We start from the raw sequence: 20,321 nt of genomic DNA, 5'->3' as shown, positions 1-20,321 counted from the left end.
CTCTAATAAGAAGAATGGCTCCACGATTCGCGGTTACTCAAAAAGCTTTCTACGCCGGACAAAATAAAGCGGCACCATTTTCGTTGCGTCCCAACAGGGATCGCGCCAACAACATGAGAAATGCTGTTGTATACAGTGGCGGACGTGTCGTTGTATGACCTAAAACTTCGAGTAGAGGCCAGTAATCTATGAAAACCGTTCGGCCAGTCCAATAATGCGCTGGTCGCCTTTTTACAGCGCCGATGACAGAGTTTTAGGCTCACGATTTTACGACTTAAATCCAGATACGTCGTACTTGGGTCTTCTGACAGGGCTGCTAGTAACGTTAGCAATTCCAGTACGTCCAGTAACTCCATCGAGAGAACTTCATCCGGATAAAAACGGCTGTCATCAGCAATAGGTTGCCTGGTAAATTTTGCCGCAATGATGCTACCCATCTCTTGTAGCGGTTCAGAACTGTCAGTTGAGGACATTTTTGAGTAGCGTGCCCCACACGAGCAAACATCGTAAGCGGGACGTGTTGCTGTTAGCGGTTTTTCACATGCTGCGCAAGTGTCGATCAGCATACATTTATGCATCTCACAGACGGAAAACAGGGCCAGCGACCAGTATGATTTTCCGTATCCTAGTTCCTCCACACAATGAGGACACACGCGGTAGGAACTGAGCGCGAGGTGCTTGATCGGTAAAAGATGCCCCTGCAGCCTAATCGCCGATTTGCTCATCAGAGTTGGAATTGCTGGGGATAGTGCTCTCAAGTCCTGGCCGAGCGCTATGCCTAACTGCAGGTGTCGCGGAAACGACATCACCCCATTCTCCGGAAGCATGAGTGCACGCTGCAGAATGGAAATGCCTGAAAGTTGATTCAACGTAGATACCCGAAAGAGTAGGCTTTCAAGGCTTTCCCAAGGAAAAAGTTTGGTCTTGATCAGTAAGTTGATGGTAGGTGGCGCAAGTGCTTCATTTGCGGCGTGCATTCTTTGCATCGCAGCAAGCTCGCGGGCCTCATTTTTTTCTCTCAATACAATGAGCTGTTGGTCGATGTGTTCAGCGCTTTTATAAAGCATGGTGACGCTCCTCGTTATTGTTGATCGTTGTCAACTTTATAGAATGGTTCGTGGCGCCCGATAAGAGAACGGAAGTTAAACTGAGAGGAGAAGGGATTGCGGTTGTCCTTTGCACCGCTCCAAACCTCGTCGGCGAATGCCTGAGAAAGCACTTCAAGGGTAATGCCCTCTAATCTATTTTTGATAACAAGAAGTGTTGCGCGATCAAAGATTTTGACCAAATAGTCTATAAGGCCATAAGAGGCGTAGTAGAACCTTTGGAGCATCTCGTTGGTAGTGAAGCTGATGGATTTAACTTTGATGATGGTCTCCAGGGTTTTGAGTAGTGAGGAGAAATGGCTTGGAGGTGAGTTGTTGATATTGAATCTGTCAAAATCAACTGTGGCGGAAAAGCGCCTGCGTAGCTGCTGGTCGTTATTCAATATTTCTTGGGTTTCTCGCATGCCAATAAGAATCACAGCTACACCTGTGTGGTTCATCAGGTACTTAATCCATTTGCTTGTTTCTTCAGTGTTTCGACGATACTCAACGATGTGTTGAACCTCGTCAAAAATAATAAGCTCAGTTCCGATTGTCTTAATTAATCCGACAATTCGAAGTAGTTTGAACTCCGCCGAGTGACCATGCTTCCTCGCAAAAGGATCTTGTAGTGCTTCCAGAAATGCTTCCCCCATAGATTTTGTTGTAGGTTTTGAGGGTATCTCCATGTAAATAGTTTTAAAATCTTGGTCGTCAGTAATTTCAATGCGGCGATCCTTTATGATTTTTTTGATCATGGTACTTTTACCAGCACCGCTGGGGCCGCAAATGACAAGACCTTTAGCCTTTCCAGAGGATCTTGTATCATCGATAACCTCATATATTCGTGCCGAAGTTCGCTCGATCTGAGGGGTAGTAATGAAATGGTTGCTTAGCCTAGATGTCTCCCCGGTGGTTGGCGTCAGGTTCATGTCACACCTCCACCGGGGAAAATGATTGAACGGGGAACATCGACGGAGTTTCGTCGCGATCATTTTCCATAAAAGGAAATTCATACGAGTTCGGTGATGCTGCGATGGGTTGGCTGCTAGAATTTTTATTCAAAGTAGCCTCTTTTTTTGCAGCGTCACGTCGAGTACGCAATTTGTTAGAGCGACGCTCCTCTTCTATATCTGCACGGAGTTGATGATATGCGCGCTGAACGGCCTCTCGATCTATACTGCTTGCGTTTTCGAATTTAGCTGCTTTTGTCGCAACCTTGTATAAGTCTCGGCTCATACCTACGAGTCGCTTGTCCTTAGCCGGAACTTCAAAAAAAACGTTGCGGAAAGGATCATGTACCCAAATATGACCGAGTTCGTCCCGATATCTGATCTGTACCTTTTTTTCTTCGCCCAATCTAACTCGTAAGCTGGCGAGCTCATCAGAATGATAAAAGTTGTTGGACAGTTGTATGCCATACGCTTGTATAGTCGAGAGTTTCCTGTGCGATAGCGCGGTCTCAAGGGCGTCAAGATCTGCTGGCATCTGTATGACGCGAGATGGCTCCATGGCTTTCCAGATTGCCATGGGTGTCATCGAAGCAAGCCCTTTGTGTGGCGTTTGGTGATAGATATCCACTATCCATTTAATAAGGGCCGACTCGAGGGCCTGTAGTGTGAGGCACGCGTGTTTTTCAGGAGTGTAATCCCCCCGTTCTTTGACACTCGAAAAGGTAGTACCTGGAAGGGTATGTATTAGCCCCATGTTTAGAGTTCTAAAGAAACGCTCGACAGCACCTTTCATTTGAGGGCCCCTAGAGCGTGGGAACATTATTTCGATACCCATTTCCGTAAATGCGATGACCAAATTGTCAGCGTGAAATTCGGCAGCGTTATCAGGAACGATACGCAAGGGGAGGCCGCGAGCTGGCCATTCGTTTATAACGTTAGGAAATTTCGCGAGCCAAGATGCTTTCGGGCTAATTGCTCTCTCTATCACTTGCAGAACACTTTCTGTATTGGGGGCTGCAAAGTGGAGCCAGAACGCCATAATCATCCTGCTATAGCGGTCCATTACGACAGTGAGGAAGGGGCGCCCAATCATACGACCTGTGACTGGATCCACTGCCATGACATCGAGTGCTGTATGGTCAATTTCCCAACGATCAAGAATATTGCTGACGGTAAGTTGTCCAACCGCTTTCGAGAATTTTTTATCTGCCGCGTGCCGTCCATTTTTTTTGACTTCGACCTGGTAAGGGTCGAGTTTCTCGATGTAGCGTCGAACAGTAGATTCAGAAATATGTTTCAGCTGTGCGGACGGCAATTTATCCTTGTTGTATTCGCGGGTTCGACGAATGAATTCTTCGTAAACGTGCTTAATTGGTACCGACTCGGGTTTAAAATAAATCGTGTTTAAAACATCTAGGAGTAAATCTTCTAGTTCGGGAGTGTATACTGTCGCTCGACCTTTTTTTGCGTGCTGCGGTACCAAAGCAACGATGCTGTTGCCTTTAGCTTTGTAATACCAGCGTCTAAACGTAACCGCTGAGGGCGCTCCCTTCAGGTCTTCAAGCTTCTTTGCAAGCTCCGGAATCTTTTTATTTAGTTCTTTTCTGCTAGGTAGTTCGCCTTCAAAAGTTGCAGCATCAAGATAGCGTTTACGTCGCACTGCTTCTTCCGAGTGATGTTTCGGATAGCACGTCAAATCTGGCGCGACATTACGAACGTATGGGATTTGGCCTAGGTGAGGCTGATTTTTATCGATGGTGATCTTCCGTTGATCAAAGAGATAGTAAAATTCTCTCTCGGAGAAGGTAATAGGTTCTCCGTATTCGTCCTTGAAAATTAGTTTGTGGTTTATGCTTTTTCCCATAAAACGCATAACACGATCTTCATGGATTATCACAAGTGAAGGTTTAAGCGAAAAGGTTTTCATGGCGATGACCTCCGGTCAGGAAAATTGGAGTCGAGGCGGAAATAGGATTTCTAAGATCTATACCTATGTAACCCAAACCTAATAATCGCCATGCTTCTTGCGCACCTAATAGATCAATCAAATCAGCCAGTGTCTGACTGGGGGCGCTGTTGAATTTAGAACTCAAACTTTCACTGTACTCCGCTGATACGTCCTCTCCGCGCCGGTGGTACATCAGGGTTAAAAGGTTGTCTGCCATCGGCACCGCGAGGATTAATTTCTCTGTCGCGATATGGAATGTGCGCTCCGTACTTGCGAAGTGAGCTTGTATCGCCTTGGTTTTTAGTGCCACCTTATGGTTGAGAAGTCGCATCGACGGTTTAACTTCAAACCACCCCGTCGTCCCATCGATAAAATTGACGCATACATCTGGTATGTATTTGGTTTCCTTGCCGTCGATAGAAAATACCTCCACTGACGGCTGGACTTCATATGTCAGGACTTCAGGGGAGAGCTCTAGGAGACGAAGGAAGCTAGCTTCCAACTGGGACTCCCAGGCAATAGATAGTCCATTCTTACGTGACGGATGAAATCCCCTGAAATGGTTTGACCTTCGCGTTACGACTTTTCTTACAGGCATCTGCAACTCCCTCACGAGCAAGCGTCTACACAACGCTCGACAAGTGCGTTGGACTTGAGGCTTTCGACAGGCAACACTTTCCCGTCGAGTGGCCTCGCTGAAATCGAAGTTATGGGAGGGGCTTGACAGACGACGAAAAAAAGGAAGAAACTACAAGCACCACACTGTGTAGTTGCTTCAATTGTTTTCGTCGCGGTCTTAACCCCTCAAGGTTGGCCGCGTTTTACATTCTGATACCTCCTCTTTAAAGCCAGGTAGTGAGTCTAAAACTCATTTCTGGCTTTTTTCGTTTTTATGACGAACGGTTCACAATCCTCCGACAAAGCCAGAGTGTCTTGCTAACCAATTTTTTACACGTAGTTATAATTTTCTGCATCTGTCAGTGATTCGATAACGTGTAAGTGTAAAGCTCTTTAGCACTCTTCCCGTGAGCAACACGTAAGTATATTCCGGTGCCTGACTACGAAGCCGATAACGCGTAAGTATATTTCGGCGCCTGACTGCGAAGCCAATAACGCGTAAGTGTATTTCTGAGGTGGCTCGGCGCGCCGATAAGGTCGGATCTTAATTCAATAAAATTCGCCGTGACAATAATTATTTTGAGGGCGTTAGATTTATTTTTTTTCAGAAGGATTTTGATAATTAAGTGTTTGGCGGGTTTTGTTAAATATTTGTCGATGTGCGAATACACAGTATGCAATGTGCATTGCACATAGATGTTCGCTACTTATCGAAGAGCAGCCACTTAGCCCAGAGGGAGAGTTTTTTAGGTCTTTAGCAATGCTGAAACCCTTTACAGCACGCTGCTGGAGCCAGCTTTCACCCCGTTTTTTCGCATTCCATGTGAAAGCTTTCGTAAAAAAAACAATTAGTTAGATAGTCTGCCTGGATCATTTATTTGCCATTTTTGTCATCTTTTTTGAAAACCTACAGCAAACCTGGCGATGTGGAATCCATTGCTTCCCATTAATAGGAAGCATTACTATTCACGCCCCGTCTCCACAGCACACCGCAATGACCCCCAAGTTGCCCCGCAGACACGGCTTTTTCGAGCATTACGAAGAGTTGGTTGGCACCTGGACCCGTCGCCTGAGAAATCGTCAGCAGGCCGAGGACCTGGCGCACGACACCTTCGTGCGGGTGCTTGAGTCCGATTCGTCGGCGGTGGAACAACCTCGGGCCTATTTGCACCAGACCGCGCGCAATATCGCGGTGGATGGTTATCGGCGTGAGGACCGGCGGGGCGCCATGGAGTCGGAGGCGGTTGATCACAGTGGGTCTTCGTCCGGCGACCCGGAGCATTTCATGCAGGCGATCCAGTTGGCTGATTCCATCGAACGGGCGCTCTGCGAGCTGCCGGTCAACTGCCGAAAAGTTTTTGTCTGGCAGAAGATCGAAGGCCTGACCCAGGCGGAAATCGCCGAACGCCTGGGTCTGTCCAAGAACATGGTGGAAAAGTATATGATCCGCACCTTGCGGCATCTGCGCGACCGCCTCGACGGACTGCACCCATGATCGGCCGCGCTTTCTCATCCCCAGCCAAACAGGAACTTCCATGATGGATACTCGTGATTGTGCGTGCGGGCAAACAACGGTGCGCGACGATGCGGTGCGCTGGTTTGTGCGTTTGCAGGAACCGGCCGTGGACGTCGAAGCGTATCGGCGTTTCGAAGCCTGGCTGGCTGAACATCCCCAACATCGCGACGAATTCCAGGTGCTGCAGGGCTTATGGACGGCCGCCGATCTGCTGCCCGCCAAGCGTCTGCAAGCCCTGTGCGAAACGCCGCCGGCACGTCGCAAGCGTCAGCCGCTGGTGCGTTATGCGGTGGCGGCCAGTGTGCTGGCCGTGGCGCTTGGCTTGGGGTTGTTCAGCGGGTTGAATCACCCGACGACCTACACGGCCGACTATTCCACGGCCTTGGGCGAGCGTCGTCATGTGGCGTTGCCCGACGGTTCGGTGATCGACCTGAACAGTCGCAGCCGCGTTCTGGTGCGTTATGAAAAGGACCGTCGCGGTATCGAACTGATGGAAGGTGAGGCCATGTTCAGCGTCGAGCACGACATCAACCGGCCGTTCGTGGTCGAGGCGGGTAGCGGCAAGGTGACGGTCACCGGCACGCGTTTCGATGTGCGCCGCGACCTGACCGAAACCCGGGTCGCGGTGGAGCAGGGCACGGTCAAGGTTCAGGGGCAGGGACCTGATGTGATCAGCCTCACCGCCGGCCTCGGCACTCGTGTCGATGCCAAAGGCGTGGTTGCCGCCGCTTATGCGGTCAATCCGGCGGAACTGACCGCGTGGCGCAGCGGCAAACTGGTGTTCAACAACGCCAGCCTTGCCGATGTCGCCGCAGAAGTCTCGCGCTACCGCGAGAAGCCACTGACGGTCGGCAACGACAAAGTGGGCAATCTGCGCCTGACCAGCGTGTTCAAAGCCGACAACACCGACGCGCTGCTCAAGGCCTTGCCGAGCATTCTGCCGGTGGCCGTGCGGACCCTCGATGACGGCAGTCAGGAAATAATTTCCAATTAATTTCCAAACCGATTCAGGTTTTTTTTGAGTTCTTCGTCTTCTTGTCCAACTGCAACTGGTTTGCATTAACAGCCGCACACTCTTGCGATCTACAGGACAATGTTCGACGTGAAGAAAACCCCCGCTAAAAACAATAAGTCACCTTGGCTGCGGCTTGTGCTCGCCCTGGCCGTCAGTGCCGCGCTTCCCCAGGCATTTGCCGCCGACGGCATTCATATTCCCGCGCAACCGTTGGGCCAGGCCTTGAGTGAGCTGGGTCAGCAAACGTCGTTGCAGGTTTTCTTCAGTCCTGAGCTGGTGGCCGGCAAACAGGCCCCCGCCGTCGACGGCGACCTCTCGCCGGAACAGGCCTTGCGCCAATTGCTGCAAGGCAGCGGCCTGCAATACCAGATCGATCAAGGCTCGGTGACCCTGATGCCAGCGCCGACTTCCGCAACGGCCGGCCCGATCGAGCTGGGCATGACCGACATCAAAGTGGTCGGCGACTGGCTCGGCGATGCCGACGCTGCGGTGGTGCAGAACCATCCCGGCGCACGTACCGTGATCCGCCGCGAAGCGATGGTCGAGCAGGGCGCCATGAACGTCGGCGACGTATTGAAGCGCGTGCCCGGCGTGCAAGTGCAGGACGCCAACGGCACCGGCGGCAGCGACATTTCCCTGAACGTCGGCGTGCGCGGCCTGACCTCGCGCCTGTCGCCACGCTCCACCGTGCTGATCGACGGCATACCGGCAGCCTTCGCGCCCTACGGCCAGCCGCAACTGTCCATGGCACCGATTTCCTCCGGCAACCTCGACAGCATCGACGTGGTGCGCGGCGCCGGTTCCGTGCGGTATGGACCGCAGAACGTCGGTGGCGTGATCAACTTCGTGACGCGCGCGATCCCGGAAAAAGCCACCGGTGAAATCGGCACCACCCTGGAAACGTCCCAGCACGGCGGCTGGAAGCACATCGACACCGCATTCCTCGGCGGCACCGCCGACAATGGCATCGGCATGGCGCTGTTGTATTCCGGCGTGAACGGCAACGGTTACCGCGAGCGCAACAACGGCAATGACATCGACGACGTGATGCTCAAGACGCACTGGGCGCCCACCGATGTCGACGATTTCAGCCTCAACTTTCACTACTACGACGCCAGCGCCGACATGCCCGGCGGCCTGACCCAGGCACAGTACGACGCCGATCCGTTTCAGTCCGACCGCAATAACGACAACTTCAGCGGGCGCCGCAAGGATGTCTCGTTCAAGTGGACGCGGCAGCTCGATGATCGCACTCAGGCCGAAGTGCTGACGTACTACACCGACAGCTTCCGTGGCAGCAATATTGCGGCTCGCAATCAGCAAACCCTGGGCTCGTTCCCGCGCACGTATTACACCTTCGGTATAGAACCGCGGGTGTCCCGTGTGTTTGACGTCGGCCCGACCACCCAGGAAGTCAGTGTCGGTTATCGCTACCTCAAGGAGGGCATGCACGAGCAGGCGAGCCGCCTGGCGCTGGTCAACAACGAGCCAGTGATTCGTCCTGGTTCGGACGGCCATGTGTACCAGGATCGTACCGGCGGCACTGAAGCCAACTCGGTGTACGTCGACAACAAGATCGACGTCGGTAACTGGACGATTACGCCCGGCATCCGCTTCGAACACATCAGCACCGACTGGCACGACCGCGCCGTGCTCGACACCGCCGGCAGACGTGTACCGGAGAAGAACCGCAGCATCGAAAGCAACGAGCCGCTGCCTGCCCTGAGCGTGATGTATCACCTGTCGGAGGAGTGGAAGCTGTTCGCCAACTACGAAACCTCGTTCGGCAGCCTGCAGTATTTCCAGCTGGGTCAGGGTGGCACGGGGGATGAACCCGCCAATGGCCTGGAGCCAGAAAAGGCCAAGACTTATGAAGTCGGCACGCGCTACAACAATGAGGTGTGGGGCGGCGAGTTGACGGCGTTCTACATCGACTTCGATAAAGAGTTGCAATACATCAGCAATGACGCGGGCTGGACCAACCTCGGCGCGACCACGCACCAGGGCATCGAGGCGTCAGTGCACTACAACATGGCGGCACTGGACCCACGGCTCGACGGCCTGACCGCCAACGCCGGGTTCACCTACACCCGTGCCGTGTATGAAGGTGAAATTCCAGGCTTCAAGGGCCGTGACCTGCCGTTCTATTCGCGCCAGGTGGCGACCGCCGGCCTGCGTTACGACATCAACCGCTGGACCTACAACCTCGACGCGTTTGCCCAGTCCAAGCAGCGCTCACCAGGTGTTGCGGTGAACGCCGATGGCAGCTTCACCAACAACTACATCACTGAAGGCTCTGCTGATGGTCAGTACGGCGACATTCCGGGCTACGTAACTTGGAACGTGCGCGGTGGGTATGACTTCGGCGCGCAGTTGTCGAATCTGAAGCTCGGGGCCGGGGTGAAAAACATCTTCGACAAGCAGTACTTCACCCGCTCCAGCGACAACAACTCGGGGATGTACGTCGGTGCACCACGCACGTTCTTTGTGCAGGCCAGCGTCGGGTTCTGATAGCCCGAGTCGCCTTCATTCGCGGGCAAGCCTCGCTCCTACAGGGATCACCGAACCTGTAGGAGCGAAGCTTGCCCGCGAAGCTTTCAAACCTTCAACACTTTCCCGCCAATGGCTACCGCCACCAGCAACACCGCCATCAACCCGAAGGCAAAACTCAAGCTGCTGCCATGGGCGATAAAGCCGATCACTGCCGGGCCCGCGAGAATTCCTGCGTAGCCCAATGTGGTAATGGCCGGCACTGCAATGTGCTCAGGCATGACCGTCTGTTTCCCGACCGCGGTGTACAGCACCGGCACGATGTTCGAGCAGCCCGCACCCAATAACGCATACCCGACCAGTGCCGCCTCCCAGGCCGGCGCAAACGTCGCCAATGTCAAACCCGCCGCCGCCATCAGGCCGCCGAACACCATCACCCGCGTCGCGCCCAGGCGTCGGACAATCCTGTCGCCGGTCAGCCGTCCGGCGGTCATGGTCAGCGCAAACGCGGCGTAACCGAGCCCCGCATACGCCGTGTCAATCCCGCGTTCCTGCGCCAGGAACACCGCGCTCCAGTCGAGCGCCGCGCCTTCGGCTAGGAACACGATGAAACACATGCCGCCAATAAACAGCACGATGCCATGGGGCACGGCAAAGGCCGGTCCCGAGCTTTCGCTGCCGTAAGGCAACAGGTGCGGCGCGGCTTTGAGCAAGGCCAGCACCAGAACCACGATCACCACCGCCATCGCCCCCAACGGCGACAGACCCAAGCCGAGCAGGGCGCTGACACCCGCCGCGCCGACAATCCCGCCGAGGCTGAACATCCCGTGAAACCCCGACATCATGTTCTTGCCGCTGGCCCGCTCGACGATCACCGCTTGCAGGTTCACCGTCGAGTCCACCGTGCCCAGGCCCGCGCCGAACATGAACAGCGTGGCGATCAATGCCGGTATTGACGACACGGTGGCCAGCAACGGCAACGCCGCGCAAATCAACAACGTCCCCCCGGTTGCCACACGACGGCAGCCGAAACGCGTGGCGAGCAGGCCAGCTATCGGCATCGCCAGAATCGAGCCCACCCCCAGGCACAACAGCAACAACCCGAGCGTCCCTTCGTCGAGCCCGGCCCGTGCCTTGGCATAAGGCACCAGCGGCGCCCAGGCGGCGATGCCAAGACCGGCAATGAAAAAGGCGATGCGGGTGGACATCTGCTCCAGGCGTCCGGGAACAAATGAGGCTTGGGTATTGAGGCTGGTCATATCGATCCTTGGCAAAAAAACGTCGCATTCCCAAAGGGACAGTGACTGACCCATAGGGTTCGGTCAGCGTCCACAGCGGTTTGCGGTCAGGCAGGGCGACATCCTTGCATAGCCTGACCCTCTGTCGCGAGCGCAGGCCGCGAGTTAATCGCCTGTGCAGGCGACAACGTATGGATTCTGAAGGTTTGCAGCGATATTTTCCGACGCACTGGCTGTGGTCACGAACGGTTGTCGATCAACGAGCAATAAAACGTGTCACCGAGACGATCTGCGTTCCTTGCACTCGAATGTGCAAGAGCGCGGCAGGGAGGGAGGGCTCGTCGTCGAAACATTCAACAATGACAGTGCTGGCTGTTGTCGCCTGGATCGAAAGGCGCAGCGAGCGGCGTAACAGGCGTTTGATCGCAGCACTCAGGGGGACGGCTGATTTGCCATTGCGCACTTGCTCACAAAACGCCAGCGCTACCTCGCGCGGTGTGGGGGGAGGCGGCGAAACAATTGCGGCTTCGTCAAACAGTCGATTGAGCTGATCGGCCGCAGCCACCGCTCTCGGAAAACCGGCGAAGGCTGAAGCCTGCAGCAATATTCCCGTCAGTTCTGCCGGTGCGAGCCCCGAGGCCAGCCCCGTCTTGAAATGCACACTCAACGGTGGCCCGACCATGCCCGCCGCGACAATCGCAGCAAACGACACCGCTTCACGCAGACGAGGATCCAAGTCAGAACAGTCATGCAAATAACCGTAAACAACACCCACCGCCAGTTCGCCCAGGGCCGGAACCGTTCTGAACAGTGCGCCCAGGCGAGTTGCGCCGTCAGGAACCAGATCGATGAAGGATTTCCGGCCCTCGCTGTATAGCGTTTCCATGGGAGAGATCGGGTATCGGCTGCTCATGTCGTGCCCTCTTTTCAGACCTGCAACGCCAATCTAGAAGGTGCCTCTTGTCTCGCTCTCGGTGCCGCTGGTGAAGCTGACGTTTGGTTCTGGCTGCCAACGCGCGGCGTGCGACGCGTCGTTATTGCGCTCGATGCATTTCCACAGGATGTCTTGATCCGCCGGCACATCAATCGAACCGTTCCATTGGTTCTGTGCAGGCCTGTGGGCCAATGCCACGGCATGACGAGGATCCCAGGCCCCCAGTTCCAGCGATGAGCCCACGGCATAATCGTCGCGCAGCGTGATGAATTCGGCGTTGAAGGTTTCGAACACGCGCGGGTTGTCGGTCTTTAGATCGGCGTTGCCATCGCGGAAGGTGTCGCCCTTAGCGCAGGCGCCACAATCATGGCGGCATTCGCTCCGGCCTCTGAGGAACAGCGGTTCATTGCGATTGTTTTCGGCCATGGGGTTGGGTACGACGTCGTAGACCAATTTAACGCCTGCAGTTACTCCGCCGAGTACCAGGGCAATGAGCAGGGACACTAGGGAAGCCCGTTTCATGACCTTCCTCCGAACGTGCATCAGGAGCTTCACTCTGGCCCGGGGGCGAAGGCTTGTCTGCTGTCATAACTGACAGATCTGGCAGACTTGTTCGCAATAAGTGTCGAGGGATTTATAACTGAGTGACTGGAGGAACGCCCGGCTCTTGCTCACACAACGCCCGAACCAGTGGGTCGCGCACCTGCATCAGTTCGAACAGGCCCAGGGCACGTAGCGCCGGCAACGCCTGGAGAATGTCTTGCGTGGCGGCCGTGCGTTGATCCTCCGGTGTCTGGGGATCGATCAGCATCCGGGCATTGATCAGAAAGGCCCCGACCGTGCCTTTGCGCACGACAGTTCCATTGAATTGGCTTTGGTTCAGATCGTCGGGAAGCAGGTCTTCGGCGCGCATGGTTGAGACTCCGGTGAATGAGTGCCCAGACTAATCCGTTGCTCATGGCTAAACTGCGCTATCCGGGTCATTCGATAACGTGAAACTGCCAATGGCTGAACCGCTGATATCTATTGAACAGGCGCAATCCAACGCAGGGCCGCTGGTGATTGCCTCGGTCCTGGACAGTCCCATTGAGCGCACCAGCGCTCCCCACCGGCATGCGCGCGGGCAACTGTTGGGCGCGCGGCGCGGGCTGTTGACGGTGGAGGCGGCAGATCATCACTGGGTGGTGCCGGCGACCCATGCGGTGTGGATTCCACCCGACTGTGTGCATGGCTTGCGCTCCCACGGCCCCTTCCATGGCTGGAGTGTCTACGTGGTCGCGCCGGCCTGTGTCGTATTGCCCGGACAACCCTGCATCATTGCGACTTCGGGTTTGCTTTGTGAGGCCGTCGACCGGGCGGCGACCTGGAGCGAGGGACCGCTGGATCAGCGACAGGAGCGGATCGCTCAATTGATTGTGGATGAGGTCGCCGCGCTGCCCGCCGAGCCCTTCGGTCTGAAGCTGCCGCTCGACCCGCGTCTGCGGCGGATCAGTCAGGCGCTGGCCGACGACCTCGCCGACAACCGTTCGCTCACCGAGTGGGCGCAATGGGCCGGTTTGTCCGCCCGGACCCTGGCCCGGCGCTTCGTCGATGAAACAGGCTTCAGCTTCAGCCAATGGCGCCAGCGCGCACGCTTGCTGCGAGCGCTGGAGTTACTCGCCGCCGACGTACCGGTGACTACCATCGCCCTGGAACTGGGCTACGACAATGTCAGCGCGTTCATTGCGATGTTCCGGCGAACGTTTGGCGTGACGCCGGGGCGGTATTTCATCGCAGGCCGTTGACGCCTACAGTACGGGCTCTTTTCAAGCTGACTTTCAGGACTGATCCATGACGCCGTTCTACGATGCTCGAGGCAATATCTACGCGGTGCTGACGCCCGACGAGGTGCGCGGTCGCGGTATCGATTTGCCGGACCACGCTCGCGACGCCGCGCAGATCCGCGAGCACTGGGCATCGGCCGCTATCGAGGCATTCTGCAGTTGGGCGCCCGGTTCACAGCCATCGGGCAGCAAAGACCATCGCTGCGACGGGCTGCTGGTGGGGCCGTTTCAATCCTCGCCGCCCTTTGATCTGTTGATCGTCAATACCGACGGCACCCTGGCCGAGCGCAGTGGTAATGGGCTGACGATTTTTTCCCAGGCGCTCAGCGAGCAAGGATTGATGCCCGAGGAGCAGGCGTGCCTGCTGCGGGTTCATCACGACAAGCGCGATGCGGTTTCACCGGTGGAAACCACTGTGGACGCCGCTGAGGTCGACGGTGTGCAAGGGTTCTGGCTGGATTTGGGCAAGCCTTCGTTCGGGCCGCAAGCGGTGGGTGCGCGCGAGGCTGAACGCGTGACGCTGAACGAGCGCGAAGTCAGCCATGTGCAGCCGTTGTCGGCGCTTGATCCTGCCTGGAACCGCAGCCAGTTTGTGCGCATCGGCAATCCCCATTGCGTGACGCTGCTGACGAATGCCGACGCGTTGCCCAGCAATGAGCAGATGCGAGAATCGCCCTTGGCCCAAGGCTTGATGCGTATCGCCTATGCCGCGCCGACCGGGGCTGGGCAGCCGTTTCCGGCGGGGGTGAATTTGCAATGGGCGATGCTTGAGTCAGAGGGGAGAGTGGTGGCGCGGGTGTTTGAGCGCGGGGAAGGGCCGACGGCGTCGTCAGGCACCAGCGCCAGTGCGGTGGCGTGTGCGGCGTGGCGGGTGGGTTGGGTGACGGCGGGTGAAGTGAAAGTCGTCATGCCGGGCGGCACGGCGCCGGTTTTGTTGGAAGAGTCGGAGGGGAAATTGAGTCGGGTCAGGCTGTTTGGCACGGCGCGGTTGATGGGTTGATTATTAGATAGCCATCGCGAGCAGGCTCACTCCCACAGGGGGTTTATGATCGGCTCGCCCCCCCTGTGGGAGCGAGCCTGCTCGCGAAGAGGCCCGCCCAATCAGCGAAATTTCAGAGCTGATCCGCCCATTCCACCACCGGCATCGTCCGCTTCATCAACACCTTGCCATCGCGCACCGAATACAACGGCAACCCCTGGCTGCGAATCACCTCGTAGTCACTGTCCGCCGACAGAATCAGCAAATTCGCCGGCCGTCCGGCCTCCAGCCCATAACGGTCCCCAAGGTTCATGGCCTTGGCGCTGTTGTCGGTGACCAGGTCCAGCGCACTTTGCAGGTTGCGATACCCCAGCATGTGGCAGATATGCAGCCCCGCTTCCAGCACCCGCAGAATGTTGCCGTTGCCCAGCGGATACCACGGGTCAACGATCGAATCCTGGCCAAAGCACACGTTCATCCCCGCTTCCAGCAACTCATTGACCCGGGTCACGCCGCGGCGTTTCGGGAAGGTGTCGAAGCGCCCTTGCAGGTGAATGCTTTCGGTGGGGCAGGAGACGAAACTGATCCCTGAATGCCCGAGCAGACGGAAGAGTTTGGCGCAGTACGCGTTGTCGTAAGAGCCCATGGCCGTGGTGTGGCTGGCGGTCACCCGCGAACCCATGCCACGGCTGCGGGCTTCTTCGGCCAGCACTTCCAGAAACCGTGAATGCGGGTCGTCGGTTTCGTCGCAATGCACGTCCACCAGGCAGCCGGTGCGCTCGGCGAGGTCCATCAGAAACTTCACTGAGCTGACGCCCTGATCGCGGGTGTATTCGAAATGCGGAATGCCCCCCACCACATCGGCGCCCATACGGATCGCTTCTTCCATCAGCTCCCGGCCGTTGCGGTAGGACTCGATGCCTTCCTGCGGGAACGCGACGATTTGCAGGTCGATCAGGTGCCGGCTTTCCTCGCGCACTTCAAGCATTGCCTTGAGCGCAGTCAGTTGCGGGTCGGTGACGTCGACGTGGGTGCGCACATGCTGGATGCCGTGGGCAGCGAGGGTCTGGATGGTTTTCTTGGCGCGGGCCTTGGTGTCTTCCTCGGTGATGGTCACCTTGCGTTCGCCCCAGCACTCGATGCCCTCGAACAGCGTGCCACTCATGTTCCAGCGTGGCTCGCCAGCGGTGAGGGTGGCGTCGAGGTGAATGTGCGGCTCGACAAAGGGCGGCACCACCAGGTTGCCGCCGGCGTCGAGGTCGTCGGGCCCCAGGGTGGGGGCTTCGGTCTGACGGGCGATGGTGCGGATCAGGCCGTTTTCCAGGTGCAACTCATGCAGGCCTTCTTGGTTGCGCAGGCGGGCGTTGATGATGTGCATCAGGCGAATCCTTTTATAGATCTTGTAAGGGAGCTTCAGCGGCACGGGCACCCAGTACGCTGGTCAATAGCACATACGTTAGCGCGGCAGCGGCAATCCCTACCAGTGGCGCGATCCAGGGCGAGCTGAATGCGGCGACGGTGCCGACGGCATAGGCGGTCAAACCGGGCCAGTTGAACGCCGGCAATCGAGCATCGGCCAGACGAGGATATTGACCACGATAGCGGTAGAAGAAATCCGCCATGATCACGCCGCCTATCGGCGGAATCACCGTGCCCAGCAGAATCAGATACGGCACCAGCATGTCGTACATGCCCAGCAGCGCGAGCAAGGTGCCGATCACCGCGCCGGCCAGGGTCACGGTTTTGCGACGTCCGGTGCGCAACAGGTTGCAGCCGGCGACGGCGAAGTTGTAGATGGTGTTGTCCTGGGTGCTCCAGATGTTGAGCAGCAACATGGCCATCGCGGCCATGGCGAAACCTTGCAACAGCAGCACTTCGACCACGTCCGGTTGCTGGTAGACGATGGCCCCGTAGGCCCCGATCAACACCATCAGGCCGTTGCCGATAAAGAAGCCGATCAGGCTCGCCAGCACCGCGACCCGGGCGGAACGGGAGAAGCGCGTCCAGTTGGTCGCTTGGGTGGCGCCGCTGACAAAGGTGCCCAAGACCAAAGTGATCGCGGTCGACCAGTCAAGCGTTCCCGTCGGAACCACCGCGAGCAGCCCATCGAGCCCGCCGACCTTCACTGTGGCGACCCACATCGACAGCATCAGCAGCAACATCATGGCGGGCACCGCGATGTACGAAAGGATTTCCAGCCCGCGATAACCGACATACGCCGTGGCGCAAAATGCCAGGCCGAACAGCACCATCAGGCCCAGAACGGTGCCCTCGCTCAGTTCGAAATACTTGCCCAGCACCACGGCGGCTGTGGCCGTGCCCCAGGCGTACCAGCCGATCTGGGTAAAACCGAGGATCAAGTCGCTGAGCTTGCTGCCGACCTCGCCGAAGCAAAAACGCCCCATCAGCACCGAATTGAGGCCGCTCTTGAAGGCGATGTAACCCAGGCTTGCGGCGTAGATGCCCAGCAGCAGATTGCCGACGATAATCACCGCCATCATCTCGCCAAAACTGAACGCCACGCCGAGCTTGCCGCCGGCGAACATGGTGGCGGTGAAGAAGGTGAATCCCAGCAGCACCATGGCGGTGGAGGCGAGGCCTTTGCGGGCATGCATCGGTACTTCGCTGAGAGGGTAATCGTTGCCCGGATCTTTTTGCGTCATGTGGCGTTCCTTGCTGAATGGGTGACGCGGGAGGCGTTGCAGTGGTCGTGGCAATGGCTGGATATGCAGTTACTTATAGTCGAGCCGGAGAGTTTGGCGCGGGAGGGGCACAAATGCGGTGCACCTGAAGGAATATGGAGCCCATGTGGGAGCGAGCCTGCTCGCGAATGCGGTGTGTCAGGCAATGTAGATGTCGACTGATACACCGCATTCGCGAGCAGGCTCGCTCCCACAGGGATTCGGTTTCTTCAGGAGGGCTGGATTAAGGGCAGGAACCGCAGTAAAGCCGCGACGATGGCCTCGGGCGCATCCTCCTGAACCAGGTGCCCGGCATTGGGAACCGGATGAAATTGCGACCCGGCGATCATCTGATGCAGTGCCCGTCCACGCTCGATGGGAATCCACTGATCCTCCTCGCCCCACAGAATCTGCACCGGGCAACGCACCGTTGGGTACAACACCTCCGCCTCGCGGGTGTAACGCTCGTCCATCTGCGCAATCTGCCGATAGAACGCCGCTTGCCCGGGATCGCCCAGCCACGGTTGTACATACGGGTCGAGCTCTTCATCGGGGATGTCGCGCTTGATCGCCCCGCGAATATATGTCGGCACAATCGCCTGTTGAATGTAATCGGGCAGTCCGCTGAACGCCGCTTCATGCTGGCGTACATGCTGCACGAACGGCGAACCCCAGGGCGTCAACGCCACCGGATCAATCAATGTCAAACTGCGGTAATCCTTGCCGTTGAGCAGGTGCGCGCGCAGCGCGGTGGCACCGCCGAAGTCGTGGGCGACCACGTCCGGCCGCGCCAGGCCCCAGTGATCGAGCAAGCTCGCCAACAGGTCGTTCTGTACCCCCAGCGATACGTCGCCGGTGATTTTCTCGGATTGCCCATAACCCAGCAGGTCGAAGTAATGCACCCGGTGGGTGGTGATGAAATGTGGAGCGATGCGGTGCCACACGTAAGACGAAAAGGGCGTGCCGTGCACAAACACCAGTGGCGGGCCGTCGCCGCGTACGGCGTAGCGAACGGAATGCCCGTTGAAGCGATAGGTCTGAGCCAGCGGCCAGTCAGTCCTCATGGGGATGTCCTCTTGGCATGTTCGAGCCAAAAAGCATAGGCATAAAAAAACAGCCAATGAAGGCTGTTTTTTGTATCACTGACGAAACGCATTGCTCCTTGTGGGAGCGAGCCTGCTCGCGATAGCGTCGGCACACATGGCATCAATGTGACTGACAGGGCGCTATCGCGAGCAGGCTCGCTCCCACAGGGGAATTGTGTTGTCTTTTAGAGCGGGTTACTCGCCGTGATAGATGCAGCCGCTGGTGCACGTCTCGTGGATACGGATCGCGCTGAGTTCCGGCAGCAGGGGCTTGAGTTCCTTCCAGATGAACTTGGCCAGCACTTCGCTGGTCGGGTTTTCCAGGCCGGGAATATCGTTCAGGTAGTTGTGGTCGAGGCGCTCGTACAACGGCTTGAAAATCGCCTTGATTTCCGAGAAGTCGCGGATCCAGCCGGTGTGCGGATCGAGGTCGCCGCTCAAGTGGATCGCCACTTTGAACGAGTGACCGTGCAAACGGCCGCATTTGTGGCCTTCCGGTACGTGAGGCAGGCGGTGGGCGGATTCGAACGTAAACTCTTTGAAGATTTCCACAGTGATTTCAGCTCTGTCAGGTGGCGATCGCCGCGGCGATGTGGGCAGGCGGCGAGTTTACCAGAGCGCCAGGCAAAACACTGACTAAAGGGTCAGCAAGCGCTCGCCGAGGCGACCATTGGCGGCCAGTTCGAGAAACTCGTCACCCAGGCGACGGCTTTCGTCCATCGTCGCACGCCAGTATTTCTGCCGGCTCGGGGCATCGCCCATGAAGCGCTTGAAGTCGTTGCGGTCCGGCAGTTTGCCGTAGGGCAGGCGCGCCAGGTAGTCCTTCGATGGCGCCAGCAGCAGGACATCCTGCAACCGCGCCGGGCAGGCTCGGCGCCACGGCAGGGTCTTGTCGAACCAGCCGGGAATGACCCGGTCGGTGAAATGCGGATAGAGCACGATGTCGTTGCCGCTGTAGGGCAGGTCGAGGTGATAGTCGAGCAGGCCGCCATCGCGAAACGTCCCCGCGCCTGCGCCCGGCAGGTCACGCACGCCTTCCATCACCATCGGGATCGAGCCCGACGCAAGCAGCGCCTGACGCAGGTTACCGGCATTCAGCGCGACGAAGCGTGACGGGAAATCGTTGAGTGCATGGACCGGCGGCGCCAGGCGCGGGTCGTGGATGATCAGCCGTTCGAAATGCCGCGACAGCCGTGCGCGCCCCCGCAGGTTGTCGGCGATCACCGACGACAGGCCCAGCCCGAGACGGCCGCGATGATCGTCCGCGAGCAAGCCGTGGCTTTTGACCACCATGATGTTCAGGCGGTAGTGGGCGTTGTCCAGAATCGACGCATCGCGACCGTCGAGCAGTTCATCGAGCATGCGCCGGGAGCTCTGGCTGATCTGCGCCATGGTCACGCCCTTGTCGAAGTTCTGCTCGGTGTAGAGGTGACCGAGGCGCCGGATGCCTTCGGCGGCGTCCGGCAGACAGGCGCTGGCGAAGCGCCAGGAGCCCACCGACGCTCCGATCAACGCACGCTCGCGCGGTGCGGCCGGCAGCCATTCGCCAAACAACGCCAGGTCCAGACCTTGAATCCCCAACGCTTTCGGCCCCCCGGCGGCCCCCGGCAACGTGCCGACATCGGCGGCGCTCAAACCGTTTTCACGGATGCGTGCCAAGGCCCGCGGGCCGGCCTTGAGGGTCAGGGAAGGGAACTTGATGTGGATGGCGGTCATACCGGTCTCGATGTCGGGCAAGCGGGGGATTATAAACAGCTCAGGCAACGCCACCAATCCACACTGTGGGCGTGAGCCTGCTCGCGATTGCGGTCTGTCAGGCAATAAAGATGTCGACTGACATGACGCTATCGCGAGCAGGCTCGCGCCCACAGGGTCGGTGTTCGCCCAGGGTTTATGGGTTGCTCCAATGATGGCAATTCAGTTTCAGTTAAGTTCAGCCCGCTAAGGTGCTCCTCG

Annotated in this window: 18 protein-coding genes; 5 read left to right on the top strand and 13 right to left on the bottom strand. The window is 57.5% G+C overall.

Annotated elements, in window-relative coordinates:
- Positions 1 to 2: 2 nt before the first annotated feature.
- Genes AB4N91_RS16800 through AB4N91_RS16785 form a run of 4 tightly spaced genes read right to left on the bottom strand, consistent with a single transcriptional unit; the run spans position 3 to position 4,488 of the window.
- Positions 3 to 1,067 (bottom strand): TniQ family protein, encoded by a 1,065-nt coding sequence (locus AB4N91_RS16800; RefSeq protein ID WP_460111211.1) that lies wholly within the window; start codon positions 1,065 to 1,067, stop codon positions 3 to 5.
- 14 nt (positions 1,068 to 1,081) lie between these two features.
- Positions 1,082 to 2,017 (bottom strand): TniB family NTP-binding protein, encoded by a 936-nt coding sequence (locus tag AB4N91_RS16795; protein WP_460111208.1) that lies wholly within the window; start codon positions 2,015 to 2,017, stop codon positions 1,082 to 1,084.
- 1 nt (position 2,018) lies between these two features.
- Positions 2,019 to 3,965, bottom strand: a complete 1,947-nt coding sequence (locus AB4N91_RS16790) for a Mu transposase C-terminal domain-containing protein (RefSeq protein ID WP_460111205.1) — start codon at positions 3,963 to 3,965, stop codon at positions 2,019 to 2,021.
- Positions 3,946 to 4,488 carry a TnsA endonuclease N-terminal domain-containing protein gene (locus tag AB4N91_RS16785; RefSeq protein WP_460111202.1) on the bottom strand — a complete coding sequence of 181 codons (543 nt, stop codon included), beginning with the start codon at positions 4,486 to 4,488 and terminating at the stop codon, positions 3,946 to 3,948. Before AB4N91_RS16785 ends, AB4N91_RS16790 begins: the two co-directional genes overlap by 20 nt.
- A gap of 1,110 nt (positions 4,489 to 5,598) precedes the next feature.
- Here AB4N91_RS16785 and AB4N91_RS16780 point away from each other — a divergent pair.
- From AB4N91_RS16780 to AB4N91_RS16770, 3 genes are all read left to right on the top strand, one after another.
- The gene (locus AB4N91_RS16780) at positions 5,599 to 6,099 is read left to right on the top strand and encodes a sigma-70 family RNA polymerase sigma factor (RefSeq protein ID WP_010458519.1); all 501 of its coding nucleotides are present in this window, start codon (positions 5,599 to 5,601) and stop codon (positions 6,097 to 6,099) included.
- A gap of 40 nt (positions 6,100 to 6,139) precedes the next feature.
- Complete coding sequence (locus AB4N91_RS16775; protein ID WP_458369390.1) at positions 6,140 to 7,114, top strand: FecR family protein; 975 nt, start codon at positions 6,140 to 6,142, stop codon at positions 7,112 to 7,114.
- Positions 7,115 to 7,222: 108 nt separating this feature from the next.
- A complete protein-coding gene (locus AB4N91_RS16770; RefSeq protein ID WP_460111198.1) occupies positions 7,223 to 9,646 on the top strand; it encodes a TonB-dependent siderophore receptor in 2,424 nt (807 codons plus the stop codon).
- Positions 9,647 to 9,732: 86 nt separating this feature from the next.
- On the opposite strand, the gene AB4N91_RS16765 is transcribed toward AB4N91_RS16770, so the two are convergent.
- From AB4N91_RS16765 to AB4N91_RS16750, 4 genes are all read right to left on the bottom strand, one after another.
- Positions 9,733 to 10,884 carry an MFS transporter gene (locus AB4N91_RS16765; RefSeq protein ID WP_460111195.1) on the bottom strand — a complete coding sequence of 384 codons (1,152 nt, stop codon included), beginning with the start codon at positions 10,882 to 10,884 and terminating at the stop codon, positions 9,733 to 9,735.
- Positions 10,885 to 11,119: 235 nt separating this feature from the next.
- On the bottom strand, positions 11,120 to 11,776 hold the full coding sequence (locus tag AB4N91_RS16760) for a carboxymuconolactone decarboxylase family protein (RefSeq protein WP_460111193.1): 657 nt from the start codon (positions 11,774 to 11,776) through the stop codon (positions 11,120 to 11,122).
- Between the two features lie 33 nt (positions 11,777 to 11,809).
- Positions 11,810 to 12,319, bottom strand: a complete 510-nt coding sequence (locus AB4N91_RS16755) for a carbohydrate-binding module family 20 domain-containing protein (protein WP_460111190.1) — start codon at positions 12,317 to 12,319, stop codon at positions 11,810 to 11,812.
- 112 nt (positions 12,320 to 12,431) lie between these two features.
- Positions 12,432 to 12,710: a hypothetical protein gene (locus AB4N91_RS16750; RefSeq protein WP_010458533.1), complete on the bottom strand. Its 279-nt coding sequence runs from the start codon at positions 12,708 to 12,710 to the stop codon at positions 12,432 to 12,434.
- 91 nt (positions 12,711 to 12,801) lie between these two features.
- Here AB4N91_RS16750 and AB4N91_RS16745 point away from each other — a divergent pair, with 91 nt between their 5' ends.
- Complete coding sequence (locus AB4N91_RS16745) at positions 12,802 to 13,581, top strand: AraC family transcriptional regulator (RefSeq protein WP_145308964.1); 780 nt, start codon at positions 12,802 to 12,804, stop codon at positions 13,579 to 13,581.
- Between the two features lie 46 nt (positions 13,582 to 13,627).
- Positions 13,628 to 14,620, top strand: a complete 993-nt coding sequence (locus AB4N91_RS16740; RefSeq protein WP_460111187.1) for a diaminopimelate epimerase — start codon at positions 13,628 to 13,630, stop codon at positions 14,618 to 14,620.
- Between the two features lie 112 nt (positions 14,621 to 14,732).
- Here AB4N91_RS16740 and codA read toward each other — a convergent pair whose 3' ends face one another.
- The 5 genes from codA to AB4N91_RS16715 all read right to left on the bottom strand — a co-directional run bounded on the left by codA (position 14,733) and on the right by AB4N91_RS16715 (position 20,081).
- Positions 14,733 to 15,977, bottom strand: a complete 1,245-nt coding sequence (gene codA, locus AB4N91_RS16735) for a cytosine deaminase (protein ID WP_145308968.1) — start codon at positions 15,975 to 15,977, stop codon at positions 14,733 to 14,735.
- 13 nt (positions 15,978 to 15,990) lie between these two features.
- Positions 15,991 to 17,262: a cytosine permease gene (gene codB / locus AB4N91_RS16730; RefSeq protein ID WP_460111183.1), complete on the bottom strand. Its 1,272-nt coding sequence runs from the start codon at positions 17,260 to 17,262 to the stop codon at positions 15,991 to 15,993.
- 248 nt (positions 17,263 to 17,510) lie between these two features.
- A complete protein-coding gene (locus AB4N91_RS16725) occupies positions 17,511 to 18,344 on the bottom strand; it encodes an alpha/beta fold hydrolase (RefSeq protein WP_460111181.1) in 834 nt (277 codons plus the stop codon).
- A 216-nt stretch (positions 18,345 to 18,560) separates the two neighbouring features.
- Entirely contained in the window at positions 18,561 to 18,917 is a 357-nt protein-coding gene (queD, locus tag AB4N91_RS16720; protein ID WP_008152165.1) for a 6-carboxytetrahydropterin synthase QueD, read from the bottom strand.
- A gap of 84 nt (positions 18,918 to 19,001) precedes the next feature.
- Positions 19,002 to 20,081 carry a hypothetical protein gene (locus AB4N91_RS16715; RefSeq protein WP_010458552.1) on the bottom strand — a complete coding sequence of 360 codons (1,080 nt, stop codon included), beginning with the start codon at positions 20,079 to 20,081 and terminating at the stop codon, positions 19,002 to 19,004.
- Positions 20,082 to 20,321: the final 240 nt, after the last annotated feature.

The sequence above is a fragment of the Pseudomonas sp. H3_D04 genome (assembly GCF_054669175.1).
This window is presented reverse-complemented; position numbering and strand designations above follow the sequence as displayed.

Bases quoted from the DNA above. Each gene is read 5' to 3' on its own strand.
- AB4N91_RS16800 (WP_460111211.1), bottom strand. From the start codon at position 1,067: ATGCTTTATAAAAGCGCTGAACACATCGACCAACAGCTCATTGTATTG.
- AB4N91_RS16795 (WP_460111208.1), bottom strand. From the start codon at position 2,017: ATGAACCTGACGCCAACCACCGGGGAGACATCTAGGCTAAGCAACCAT.
- AB4N91_RS16790 (WP_460111205.1), bottom strand. From the start codon at position 3,965: ATGAAAACCTTTTCGCTTAAACCTTCACTTGTGATAATCCATGAAGAT.
- AB4N91_RS16780 (WP_010458519.1), top strand. From the start codon at position 5,599: ATGACCCCCAAGTTGCCCCGCAGACACGGCTTTTTCGAGCATTACGAA.
- AB4N91_RS16775 (WP_458369390.1), top strand. From the start codon at position 6,140: ATGATGGATACTCGTGATTGTGCGTGCGGGCAAACAACGGTGCGCGAC.
- AB4N91_RS16765 (WP_460111195.1), bottom strand. From the start codon at position 10,884: ATGACCAGCCTCAATACCCAAGCCTCATTTGTTCCCGGACGCCTGGAG.
- AB4N91_RS16760 (WP_460111193.1), bottom strand. From the start codon at position 11,776: ATGAGCAGCCGATACCCGATCTCTCCCATGGAAACGCTATACAGCGAG.
- AB4N91_RS16755 (WP_460111190.1), bottom strand. From the start codon at position 12,319: ATGAAACGGGCTTCCCTAGTGTCCCTGCTCATTGCCCTGGTACTCGGC.
- AB4N91_RS16750 (WP_010458533.1), bottom strand. From the start codon at position 12,710: ATGCGCGCCGAAGACCTGCTTCCCGACGATCTGAACCAAAGCCAATTC.
- AB4N91_RS16745 (WP_145308964.1), top strand. From the start codon at position 12,802: ATGGCTGAACCGCTGATATCTATTGAACAGGCGCAATCCAACGCAGGG.
- AB4N91_RS16740 (WP_460111187.1), top strand. From the start codon at position 13,628: ATGACGCCGTTCTACGATGCTCGAGGCAATATCTACGCGGTGCTGACG.
- codA (WP_145308968.1), bottom strand. From the start codon at position 15,977: ATGCACATCATCAACGCCCGCCTGCGCAACCAAGAAGGCCTGCATGAG.
- codB (WP_460111183.1), bottom strand. From the start codon at position 17,262: ATGACGCAAAAAGATCCGGGCAACGATTACCCTCTCAGCGAAGTACCG.
- AB4N91_RS16725 (WP_460111181.1), bottom strand. From the start codon at position 18,344: ATGAGGACTGACTGGCCGCTGGCTCAGACCTATCGCTTCAACGGGCAT.
- AB4N91_RS16715 (WP_010458552.1), bottom strand. From the start codon at position 20,081: ATGACCGCCATCCACATCAAGTTCCCTTCCCTGACCCTCAAGGCCGGC.